Source organism: Halioxenophilus aromaticivorans, from assembly GCF_042850945.1.
Classification (GTDB): domain Bacteria; phylum Pseudomonadota; class Gammaproteobacteria; order Pseudomonadales; family Cellvibrionaceae; genus Halioxenophilus; species Halioxenophilus aromaticivorans.
This window is the reverse complement of record NZ_AP031496.1, coordinates 3,619,110-3,630,615: the sequence shown is the minus strand read 5'-3', so window position 1 is coordinate 3,630,615 and position 11,506 is coordinate 3,619,110. Positions and strand designations below refer to the sequence as shown.

The window sequence follows — 11,506 nt, the reverse complement described above, 5'->3', positions numbered from 1 at the left end:
TTTCACCATTCAGGTAGATAAGGGTCGTTATTCAGCCTATCTAGCGTTACTAGTGTCATTTTTTCGTCATTTAGTGTTTCTAGCATTGCCAGCCAAACTGATCCCAGTGGACATAGTCCGTCGGGAATAAATGAGCCACCCATTCAAAACACACAAGGGCACTTCATGATTTTTTTGGCTGCTGATTTTTTTCACCGTAGACGACGCGTGTTGGTATCTCACTTGATGCAGAGTACCTTGCCCCTGCTGGGCATGGTGTCTGTGTCGGCTCTGGCCCAGAGTGATGCTACCACTCAAGGTGTAATTCAAGAACAGATGTTGGTTGTTGGCCAGGGCGCAAGTATGGATGAGGCCATCCGCAAGCAGCGTTTGGCAGACAGCATTAAATCTGTCATTAGCGCCGATGCGGTAGCGCAACTACCCGACGAAAATATCGCAGAGGCGGTTCAGCGTTTACCTGGCGTGTCTGTTGAGCGTGATCAGGGAGAGGGAAGATTTGTCAGTGTTCGTGGTTTAGGACCAGACCTGAACAGCGTGCAAATTAACGGTACAACAATCCCTTCTCCTAACAGCGATACACGAGCGGTAGCTCTGGATGTTCTGCCTTCCGAATTGGTAGAGACACTTTCAGTCGTGAAAGCCGTTACACCTGATATGGATGCCAATTCTCTGGGTGGAAGTATTGCGGTGGAGAGCTTGACTGCTTTTGACCGTGATAACACCTTTTACACTTTCTCCACCGAAGGTAACTACGATGACAACAAAGAAGAGTACAGTGGTAAATTATCCGGTGCCTTTAGTAACCAGTTCAGTATCTTAGGCGGTGAGAATAACCTTGGTGTGGCGTTGGCTTTTAGTTGGCAAGAGCGCGATTTCGGCTCAGATAACGTAGAAATCGGCGGCGCCTGGGATTTTGACGAAGCAGCCGCGCTAGAAGAGTCTGAAATGCGTGATTACACCATTACTCGGGAACGCTCCGGCGCCGGCTTAAACTTAGACTATAAATTCAACGGCAACGCACAAATGTATCTGCGTACTCTCTACAGTGAGTTCACTGACACCGAGACAAGAGAAGCCGCAGGGGTTGAATTTGCTGATGCCGTGACATCTGGCAGCTCTAGTGAAGCTGAGGGCTGGCGCGAAGTTAAAGACAGAGAAGAAACACAGAAGATCGAATCCTATGTATTCGGGGGGGATTGGGATTTAGATACCTGGCGTTTATCGGCACAGTTGGGTTTTAGCGAGTCTTCCGAGGACACGCCTAACCATATTGCCGGCGCGGTATTTGAAGGCACAGATGTTTTTGCTGACATGGGCGTGCGCAGTTATTCCCGCCCAGTGTTGGTTGGCCCGGAAGCCTTTTACGATGCCAGTCAATTTGAACTGGCGGAAGTTGAATGGACCGATCAACTAACTACGGATCAAGAAACCAATCTTAAATTTGATATCAGCCACGATTATCAAATCGGTAGTATTGACGCCACCATTAAGGGTGGGGCAAAACGCAGTGAGCGCGAGAAAGATAATAATACCAACGTGTACAAGTACGAAGACTTTGCCGATTTTGGCATTGCGGATGATCAATTGTTAATGACTGCCTACAGTGGTGCTCAGGTTGATTATAGCTTGGGCGCTTTTGGACCGTCGATAAACGCTGCTGGTCTGCGTGGACTGATATCAGGTTTGCAAGCAGAAGAGTTCTGGGATGAAGAAGAGTCTCGAATCGAAGATTTTGTGATGAACGAAGATATTACTGCTGCTTACCTGATGAATACATTCGAGCGCGGTGCAATGCATGCCATCGTTGGACTGCGGTACGAGGCTACCGAGTTTAAGGCGCGTGGGACGGGCCTAAACGGTGACGACTATGAGTCGATATCGGCCGGCAATGACTATGACCATTGGTTGCCCGGAGTACATGTGCGTTATGAACTGAATGATGATACACAATTCCGTTTTGCGTTCACTAATACAGTGGTTCGGCCCTCCTTTGAACAGTTGGCTCCAGGGTTCGTTATCGATGGCGAAGAGGCATCCTTTGGTAACCCAGAATTAGAGGCTTTAGAATCGGTTAATTGGGATCTAGGCGTTGAGCGCTATCTAGGCCGAGCCGGCGTGATCTCTGCGTTTGTGTTTTACAAAGAAATCGATAATTTTATCTATGCCACCGATATAGCGGGCACAGGCGCTTGGGTGGATTTTGATCAGGCAGAAACCTTTGCCAATGGTAATAGCGCTGATTTGTATGGCTTAGAGCTAGCTTGGTCGCAACAGCTTTCCCATTTGTCGACGCCTTGGAACGGTCTTTTGCTGGCAGCTAATCTCACCCTTAGTGACTCCGATGCGAGTATAGGCAATGGAGGCGATAGTCGGGATATCGATATGCCGTATATGTCTGATACGGTAGCCAATGCCATGCTGGGGTGGGAAAACAATAAGCTAAGCTTACGGTTGTCGGCCAATTTTAAATCTGAATACTTGCAAGAAGTCGCCGGCCTGGATGACGCTGCCCACGATTTGTACGTTGACGAGCAAACCTTTATTGATTTTACCGCACACTATTTTGTGACCCCGCAGTTAAATATCAATTTAGAAGTGCAGAACATCACCGATGAAGCGTACTATGTTTACACCGGCTCTCGGGGCTTTAATGCTCAATATGAGGAATACGGTCCCACCGTAAAATTAGGAATAACATTTGTCTCGATGTAAAGCTCTCTAAGGTTTGGCCTGCCGCCATTGCCACGAAGAGCAATGGCGGCGCTTTATTTTTGCTAAGAATTACACTGGAATAGATAACTAGATGACGTGCCCGTATCTGCAAAATTTTACTTCCCATCATTTTACTTTATTTCCCCTAACAAGATCCCCAGTACTAGCCAATTGGTCGCTATTGGTCGCTTTATTTGCTTTCGCATTAGTCGGCTGCGGTGCGACAGAAGCTAAGTTTGAACAACAAGATAAAGTAAATGTGTCGACCGTTACGGTTCAATGGCAGCCAAAGACCGACGTCGCCACTGTAGCGGTATTAGATCGCTTAGCATTGCCCCACGCGCCTGAGCATAAATTGCTTGCCGTCGAACACAGTGGCTTGCAGATCAGAGAAGGCGAAAAGGTAGTGGCCCAAATGGCTGGCAATTTCGAGAACCTAGCAGCGGTTAAGTTGTCGTCTAATGCCAGTCTCGTGGGCGCTCTAGACGATGTGAGTCAACAAGTAACGGTTTTGAATATCGTTGATTCTGATTTTGACACCACCATAATGCTACCGAAGCAAAATTACGAAGTATCCAATCTTTGTTTCTATCAAGATTATGAACAAAATAATTATGCTTTTTTGATCAGCGAAATTGGGGTTGGTAGTCAATGGTTGTTGGGGCGGGGAGAACGCCTACTGGCCGAACCCATGCAGGTCCGCTCGTTACCGATACCGCCTAATAGCCAGTTCTGTGTCGTAGATCAAGCCCACGAAACACTGTTGGTTAATGAAGATGGTGTCGGTTTCTGGGCTTACCCTGCCCATGCAGAAGCTGATGCACTACGCCAGCCGGTGGCTCTGATTAAGCCATTTGGTACTTTGCTAAGTGCGGCCAATATGGCGTTGGTACCCAATGGTGTAATGCTTATGGATCCAGAGGCTCAGCAGTTACATATCGTTCAAAGGTCGGACAATGGTTGGCAGCCCGCGCTACATATTCTGTTACCTGAGATCGATGACCCTGAACAGTTGCATGTTTTGGAATACGAAAACACTCTCCAGATAGAACTTAGAGACGATGACAATGACACTTGGTGGCACACAGCCATTGACTGGCCGCGCCGACCCGACGCACCGCTCACTGGCTTGCCCGTGGTGTCAGCAAGCGTTGAAACGCAACCGGTAGATAGCGTTGGAGATGCCGCCGATGACCCGGCCATTTGGGTTCACCCTGAGCGTCAGAGCCTGTCGCTTGTTTTAGCAACGAACAAAAAAGCTGGCTTAGAGGTTTATCGTTTAGATGGCAGCCGCAAGCAATCATTACCCGTGGGCCGCCTAAACAATGTCGATGTTCGCTCTGGATTATATCCTGACGGGCAAGAATGGCACTTGGCCGGTGCAAGCCACCGTGACTCAAACAGTATCAGCCTATTTGCCATAAGCGAAAAAGACGGCGTGGTCACTCACGTGAGTGACATTGCTACTGCGTTACATAATGTTTACGGATTTTGCTTGTATCGCCCCAAAGCGGACGAGCTGTACGCTTTTATTAACGATAAAGATGGTACTGTGCTGCAGTATGAAATTGACACCAGAGAATTTACCGGCAGTGAAGTACGCCGTTTCTCTTTAGGCAGCCAGCCGGAGGGATGTGTTGCGGATGACATTAATCATCGTTTATTCATTGGAGAGGAGGACGTGGGTGTATGGGTGTTGAACGCGCAATGGGATTCATTAGCCGAACCGAAACCGGTGATTAAAGTCGGCGGATTACTCCACGACGACGTTGAAGGAATCGCTCTGTATCAGCGCCTACAGGATGCCGATCAGGCGCCCTTGTTAGTAATATCCAGCCAAGGTAATGACAGCTACATGGTAATTGATTCCGAGCCACCCTATAAAACACTTGGCGCATTTCGCATAGGTATCAATCTTCAGCAAGGCATTGACGGTGCTTCAGAAACGGATGGCCTAGCGGTTACCTCAGCCGATTTGGGGGGCGGATTTAGCCAAGGATTACTGGTGGTGCAGGATGGCCGCAACCGATTGCCTGAGCAAACGCAAAACTTTAAATTTGTGCCCTGGGACAAAATCGAATTACTGCTAGGATCAAAAAATGATTAACAGACGACAGTTAATCCAGCACGCCATAACTGGTCTGGCTGGTGCTCAACTGCTTACCGCAGAGTCTTTGTTGGCAAAGCCCGCCCACTCTGACCTCTATTGGTACGACGAGGGATTAAAGGCGACCTTGCCAAAAGGCGCCACCCTGCGAATAGTGGCAAAGGCGGGTTATAAGGCTACACCTAGCAGCAGCTATCTTTGGCACGGTTCCCCTGATGGCGGCGATTGCTTTGGAACAAGCGATGGCGGCTGGGTATATGTGTGCAACAGGGAGTTAGAATCCGGGGCTGGCGGAGTGGGAGCATTGCGTTTTAATGCTCAAGGTGAAGTAATAGACAGCTATTCAATATTAAGTGGTACCACCCGTAATTGTGCTGGTGGAAGAACCCTTTGGGGTACTTGGCTCTCATGTGAAGAAAATGGTGAGCAAGGTGAAGTGTACGAATGCGACCCACTGGGTAAAAAGTCGGCCCGTAGGCTATCGGCCATGGGAGTATGCAATCACGAGGCCGTGGCCATGGACCCAGCCACCGGCTACGCCTATTTGACGGAAGATCGCCCAAACGGTTGTTTGTACCGTTTTATCCCTAATACGCTCGGTGACTTGTCGGTAGGTGTTTTACAGGTCGGTGTCGCGAGAGATGATTCGCTTGTATGGCAAACAGTTCCAGACCCAAGTGCTAGTACAAAGCCTTTACGTAAGCAAGTAACAGGAGCTGCGAAGTTTCGCGGTGGTGAGGGTATTGCCTATTTAGACAAACACATCTATTTCACGACCAAAATCGATAATAAGGTTTGGTCTCTCAATGTTGAGACTAACACGCTCAGTGTGATTTACGACGCGGCCAGCTATAAAAAACCGGTGCTAACCGGCGTCGATAATATTGCCGTAACGCCAAATGGGGAATTGCTAATTGCAGAAGACGGCGGAGACATGCAGCTAGTTGGATTGGCCGACAATAAAGTGCCGGTGCCCTTGGTCACTTTACACGGGCAGCTAAAATCTGAAATGACAGGCCCAGCATTTAGTCCCGATGGCTCGCGGTTATACTTTAACTCTCAAAGAGGTTTCACTGGTTCAAAGAATGACGGTATAACCTACGAGTTAATACTGCCAAACAATATTCACTTTAATCGTTATCTTTAGTGCAGGATTGACGTGCCGCTGCGCAAAATATTTCCTTCCTTTTTATCCTATGGTCGTCGAGATTTTTCTGACAAAAGAGCGATACCAACTTTCAATAAATTAATTTCACTGTGTTGCTGGCCATTCTCTGGGGCCAGCTAACTAAAGCAGGGACAACAAAAAAGCTGTTGTTAGGGTGACTCATTTCTCCGCTCCCCATTCCAATATTCCGCAATAAACTGTATGGATTAATCGTTACGCAGATCTAATATTAGAAATAGAGAGTCCTTTGCGAAATGCAGGAGTAGTTTGAGTGCTTTGATATGCGGCGAGATTTTGAAGGGATGGTTCAGCTGTAAATATAGGCTGGCTTAGAAAATTGATTCGGCTAGAGCAGTTTTCTGGCCGTTGTGGTGATCCTTACAAGGATAGTACCTAAGATATCTCCCTGCTGACTACGTTCTAATGTTCAGCCTGTCTGCGTTTAAAAGGCCTATCAATGAGAAGTTGAAGAGTCATTTTTAGTAAATAAATACCGAGGAAGTGTAAAGTTATGTTTCCCCCTTGAGTGCAGGGGATGTATAGATCTAGGTTCCGAAGCTACCGCAGCTTTACATTTTAAAATCGGGTGTTGGAAAGTGTCACCGATCTGTTGCTAGTGATAATTGATAATGGTTTACTGCGCCATTCGACTAAGTTAATAGACTAGCATAATGACAAAAAGGGGTTTAGATAGTCTTCTGGCTATTAATCTATTACTGATATTAGCCATTCCTATTTTTTGGGTGCTCTTCGTTGTTTGGTTAACAGACCGGGCTTGCCCTGTATATGTCTCCTGGCGAACAGGCAAGAATAAACGTCCTTTCAAACTTTATAAAATACGAACCATGGTGCCTGGTGCAGATGTGAAAGGAACGTCCGTTACAACCGCCAACGATTCGAGAATAACTGCGGTTGGACGTTTGTTAAGGGCCAGTAAGCTAGATGAACTGCCGCAGTTGATCAACATACTTAAAGGTGATATGAGCTTTGTGGGCCCGCGGCCAAATGTAAAAGCGGAGACCGATCTTTATTCTTCAGCCGAACAGGATATATTTTTACACCGGCCCGGTATCACAGATTTATCCTCTATTATTTTTTTTGATGAAGAACGTATTCTTGCCGAAGTAAATGCGTCAACTCAGTTTTATCATTGCTCTATTAGACCAATCAAAAATCGCATTGCAATCCTCTACGCAAACAATAGATCGCTTGTATACGATATAAAGATTATTTATCTCACTTTTTTGTCTGTTTTCAATCGGCAAGGAGCGTTGAAGAGGGCGTCTCAAATCTTGAGTTTATTTTCGAAAGACAAGTGGCTTGCAAATGTTGCTGTTACAGGTGGGGATGTGCTTCTTAACCACTCTTCACAAAGCCGATACATAAAGAGAAGTTAATACACTATGAGAAAAAAAGCAGTTGTTATCGGCGGCTCAGGATTTGTAGGTAACGCTATTGTTGAAAGATTGTTGTTAAGCCATGATGTAACAATTATCGATAAGACGGAGCCCTATAGGCTTTCCGATTATGTCTCGGGGCTAGGTCACGTTACGTATGTAAAAACAGACTTGCTAGCCGATGATATCAGTATTCCTGAAGGCGACGTTTATTTAGCTCACGGCTCAGGTGAAACAAATGTGCGGCGAGAATGGCTGCAGATTGCTCGAAATGTATTGACGACAGCTCGCCTTGTGCCCTGCCTTAAGGGTAGGCGCGTTATCTTGATTTCTTCAGTTGAAACCTATGGCAATACTTGCGGCGAGCTTACTGAAAATTCTTTATCTGCTTTACCTATATCTGATGAATTGATGCTCAGTTGGGCTGACTCTGCAGTGCAATATGCGAAAGAAAAAATCCCTGAGTGGCAATGCCAAGCTGTATGTGAGGGATTCGTTAAGTCAATCGCTAACGATCGCTGGGTATATGCCGTCTCAAAGAAAGTTCAAGAATTGGTGCTTACCTCCCAGCTTGAAGAACAGGGTATTACGATCTTGAGGCTAGCAAACGTAATCGGTGCCGGGCAGGTTCGAGTTGTATCTAAGTTTGTTCATGCGGCGCGATATAATTTACCGTTACATGTAAAAGACGAAACATATAGAAGTTTTATTACCATAGACTACGTCGCTCGCGCTGCCACTACGGCTCTTGAACCCGGTGTTTATAATGTGTCAGGCAAACAGATTTCTTTGGTCAAGCTGGCCGAACAAATCAAGGCGTGTGTATCCAGTAGCAGTACGATTATTCTAGAGCCCGCCAGCGGGCAGGATTCTAGCGGTTTGATCAACGGTAGAAAAATATCACAATACGTACCCTTTGATCAGCCCTGGCTACAAACTTTGGAAGCCCAAGTGCGGTTGTTGCTCGACTCTCAGTTGCCTGTATTCCACCCTCCCATTGAAGTTGTCATTCCTCCTAAGCCTGAGAACATGCAGCGATTGACAGGACAGTTTCAACGTGCACTTTACACCGGAATTTTGAAAAGTGGTGGACCGTACACTACCGAGTTAGAATCTCGATTAGCAGAGCTGCTTGAATTACCTGCCTCGCAACGCGTAATTGCTACCAAATCAGGTACAGCGGCTTTGCATTTATGCTATCAAGCTATAGAGCCAAAACAACGTTTTACCCCGCCTATTGCCGTTCTGCCTTCCTTTACCTTCGCTGCAACTGCTGAGTCTTTGCGTCAGCGAGGCTACCGTTTGATTTTTGTGGACGTAAATCCCGACACTTGGACAATGGCGGTGGATGAGCTAGAACAGGCGCTACGTAATAATGATGTTAGCGTAGTGGTTTCTGTAGATGCTTTAGGAAACCCAGTCGACTATAAGCGGATAAAAGAGGTATGCCAGCGTTACGATGTGCCACATATCGCAGATTCCGCCGCAGCATTCGGAGCGTCTTATGATTTTTCCCCGGTGGGTAGCCAAGCTTCATACCACGCCTTTTCTTTGAGTTTCGCAAAGACTGTTTCGGCAGGGGGCAACGGTGGATTCGCCGTCATACCTAAAGACGTAGATTTAAGTTTGGGCAACAACCTTTTGCGCTCTCAGACCATGACGGAAATAAATGCTGCTGTTACTTTGGATCAATTAGATCATTTGGATGTGCTATTTGAGCGGAGACGTGTAATAGCCGAAATTTACCAAAAGTCAGCATCACGGTGGGGCGTACAGTGGCAACGCTCTGTACCCAATAGCCAAAATGCTTTCGTACATTGGGTATGTTTGATAGAGAATGAGGTTAAAGCGAACCGAAATCAAATCGGTATCGACCTGAAAAGACTGGGAGTTTGCACTAAACCGTATTACGCGCCGGCGCTCCATCGGACGCATTTGGCCGAAACAATGCAATTGGCTCTACCCGTAACTGATAAATTGGTTAGCCAATGTTTGGCCCTACCGATGTCTTCCGAGATGACAGTAGAAGATGCGTACAGAGTCACCATGGCGGTTGATCAGGTAATGTACAATTCTTAGCATCAAAGAATGATGTCGTTTGCGAGCTTCTCCTGATTCATTGAGGTGATATTGACCTGCGGAACGATTAACAATCGTTCCTTAGGTGTCGCAGTGAAAATTATTGACATGCTAAGGTGTTATCTATTGCATCACAATCCAACATATACCCAGGCTGCATAAACTCTTCTCCCGCCCATCGGTACCGCTTGGGCCCTTTATTGCCTTGCACCGGTTGATAATTTTCAGACGAGTTCGCATCGCCTTGCCCGGTGTATTGGGCAATTAGGGGGTAGGGGTAAACTGGGCGGGAACGGGTTATGCTGCCAGCGGATTTAGCCATGGAGCCGCCGTCGTCCGGCGTGCCAGCAGCGGGGCCTTGATCATTGCTGCCTTGGTGCGCTACAACTTCGTTTGGTGTCGTTCCTTGTTCAACCCATGCCATCACCTTGCTGAGCATATCGAACTGATTGGGGCCCTCACCGCCGGCGCAATGGTACATGCCGGGTAGTAGGTAAAGTTGTATGAACTCTTCGGTTTGTTCGCCCATGAATTTTTTAACGCCTTCGTAATAGGCGATGGTGTTAATGGGTGAGATGTGTTGGTCAGACCAGCCATGCCAAAGCATAAGTTTGCCGCCGCGTGCTTTAAATGCGGTGAGGTCGGTGTTGGTAGAGCTGTATAAGCCATATAGGGGCTTAATTTCCTCAAAGCTCGCCAGATTAAATTTAAAGCTATTTAAATCGTAGGGCTGCGGCGGATTCTGCTGGTAAATTAAATAGGGGATAGCACCCATCACAATCATTTTGCTGAACAGCTGGTCTTTGCCCGGGCGCGGCACATAAACACCGGGCCAGGAAAGTTCCGAGCCGTACTGTGGGCCCCCGAGTGCCAGTGCAGTACCGGTTTGCGGATCTTTAGGGCCTTGGTAGAACTTCTGGGCCACCGTGGCCTCGGCGTTACTTAAACAGGTGTCGCCGGCCTGATGGTCCTCGCAGACTATCGTCATTGGGTCAAAGTTGCAGGCGCGTGGGTCGGTAAGCAAGCCATCCTCTTGGCCATCTAGGGTATCGCATGCTGCCAGTACGGCGTTGTGCAAAATGGGCAGGCGTTGGGCGTGCAATATGGTGTGGCCGTTGCTGTCGGTATTGGATTTGGCCTGCCAGGCGTGGAAAAAACTGTTTTGCACTGAAAAATTCATGGCAGGCGCGCCGGCCACTATGCCGTCGAAGTCTTCCGGGTAACGCTGTGCTGCCATAAGTGCTTCACGGCCACCGTCGGAACAGCCTGTAAAGTAGCTGTATTTGGGTTGCTGGCCATAGTAAGCCTGTATTAACGCTTTGCTCGCCAGTGCCGTAAGGTGAACGCCGCGGTAGGCAAAGTCGATACGCTTTTGTGGGTCTGCCCCAAACTCACCGCCATGCCCCTTGTGGCCCATATCGGTAGATGCCAAAACAAACTCGCCGTTATCCACCGGTGCACAACCATCGGCGGCACCAATGCGAATATTTAAACTACCGCACAGGCCACCGCAGCCCGTTTGTAGGTAACGTTGGGTCCAGGTGGTTTGTGGTAACAGTGTTTTAAAGTTGATTGCTGGCGCGAGCGTGCCTTCTACCGTACAAACGGGTACTCCGTTGTGCTCTTCCTCTGTGGCTGAGTTAACCTTGCTGCCTGGGCCGCCAATCGTCTCAAGGTTCAAGAATGTTAAGTTTGCGCAGCTGGTAACGGGAGTGGTCACCGTTAAAACGCTGGCGTTTGCTTGGATTTCGTCTTGTTGCGCAACAGAGCAGGCCAATAGGCTGCTGGTGACGCATAACAGCGTCAACCATCGTTTTAGTCCGTGGATCTTAAGAAAAGTATGGGGCATGGAATGGTCCTTTCGGGTACGTACTTGTTAGCCAACCGATGGTTATATTAGGGTGCAGCTTTATTGTTATTGCGGAAGTCGGAATATAGTAAATTTACGGCGACGATTGAATGCACAAAAGTGCAATTGGCTAAGCCGATGCCAAGAATAATAGGGTGTGAAGTTTCAGAATGCTCCCGCCCCTTGGAGAGCAG

General features: G+C 47.7%; 6 protein-coding genes. 5 read left to right on the top strand and 1 reads right to left on the bottom strand.

All coding sequences use genetic code 11. The annotated features are described in order from the left end of the window. Positions 1-165 precede the first annotated feature (165 nt). From ACGHM3_RS15655 to ACGHM3_RS15635, 5 genes are all read left to right on the top strand, one after another. Complete coding sequence (locus tag ACGHM3_RS15655; protein WP_345427853.1) at positions 166-2,712, top strand: TonB-dependent receptor; 2,547 nt, start codon at positions 166-168, stop codon at positions 2,710-2,712. A gap of 259 nt (positions 2,713-2,971) precedes the next feature. Then, positions 2,972-4,819: a phytase gene (locus ACGHM3_RS15650; protein WP_345427852.1), complete on the top strand. Its 1,848-nt coding sequence runs from the start codon at positions 2,972-2,974 to the stop codon at positions 4,817-4,819. Continuing rightward, the gene (locus tag ACGHM3_RS15645; RefSeq protein WP_345427851.1) at positions 4,812-5,966 is read left to right on the top strand and encodes an alkaline phosphatase PhoX; all 1,155 of its coding nucleotides are present in this window, start codon (positions 4,812-4,814) and stop codon (positions 5,964-5,966) included. The genes ACGHM3_RS15650 and ACGHM3_RS15645 overlap by 8 nt, the downstream gene beginning before the upstream one ends. A 692-nt stretch (positions 5,967-6,658) precedes the next feature. Then, positions 6,659-7,384: a sugar transferase gene (locus ACGHM3_RS15640; RefSeq protein WP_345427850.1), complete on the top strand. Its 726-nt coding sequence runs from the start codon at positions 6,659-6,661 to the stop codon at positions 7,382-7,384. 6 nt (positions 7,385-7,390) lie between these two features. Further along, positions 7,391-9,463: an aminotransferase class V-fold PLP-dependent enzyme gene (locus ACGHM3_RS15635; protein ID WP_345427849.1), complete on the top strand. Its 2,073-nt coding sequence runs from the start codon at positions 7,391-7,393 to the stop codon at positions 9,461-9,463. A gap of 100 nt (positions 9,464-9,563) precedes the next feature. Here ACGHM3_RS15635 and ACGHM3_RS15630 read toward each other — a convergent pair whose 3' ends face one another. Continuing rightward, positions 9,564-11,312, bottom strand: a complete 1,749-nt coding sequence (locus ACGHM3_RS15630) for a tannase/feruloyl esterase family alpha/beta hydrolase (RefSeq protein ID WP_345427848.1) — start codon at positions 11,310-11,312, stop codon at positions 9,564-9,566. Positions 11,313-11,506: the final 194 nt, after the last annotated feature.